Source organism: Burkholderia sp. Tr-862, from assembly GCF_011753085.1.
Taxonomy (GTDB): Bacteria; Pseudomonadota; Gammaproteobacteria; order Burkholderiales; family Burkholderiaceae; genus Burkholderia; species Burkholderia ambifaria.
Genome location: NZ_VWWG01000422.1, coordinates 1 through 725 on the forward strand (window position 1 = coordinate 1; position 725 = coordinate 725).

Consider the following 725-nt stretch of genomic DNA (forward strand, 5'->3'; position numbering starts at 1 on the left):
CTCGTCGTCGTGTATGCGTCAAGATCCTCGAGACGAACGAGCGCACGGTGATTCACCGGTGCATTGGTCTGCAGGATGTCGTGCAGGATGTCGCAGATCACGAGATAGCGATCCGTCGGGCCGATGTACGAGAACGGCATGTCCGCGAAATACCAGAGCTTGCCTGAGCGAACGACGTAAGGCGTGGTGGCGCCGCTCTTGCTGTTCTTGATGGTGACGAGCACTTGCGCCTTGGTGGCGTCGAGGACCTGGGTCAATCCGACATCGGGATCCGCACTGATGGCGCCCGTCGACGCGTCATACGCGTAATACTTGACCATCGGCAGGTTCTTGTACGTGACCGTATCGTAGAAGCCTGGATTCGGATTGCTCGACGAAGGCGACGCGTTCATCCCGGCAAGGCCCGTGAAGCTGAAGCCGAAGGTCTGGTTGAACGTGTAGGCCGTGTTCCATGCGAGCTGCCACAAGTTGTACTTGAACCAGACCACGGTTTTCGTCGCGGTCATCACGTCGCTCATGAACGCCGCCGGAATCGGATTGTTGTAGTAGTCGCCGACATAGAACGTGGCATCGTGGCTGCCGATCATGCCGGCCGTGTAGTTCTGTATCGGCACCAGGTCGACGGTCGTATTGAAGTGGCCGAGCAGGTTCCTCAACATGATGCTGTACATCAGCCCGAGCTTCGAGTACGGGTCGTTGGCCGGGTTGTCGTACAGCACGAGCGT

The 725-nt window shown here is 58.3% G+C and carries 1 pseudogene; it reads right to left on the reverse strand.

What is annotated here, in order from left to right:
* Window positions 1-725 (reverse strand): annotated as a pseudogene (locus F3J14_RS35275) (papd-like protein); the annotation flags it as partial.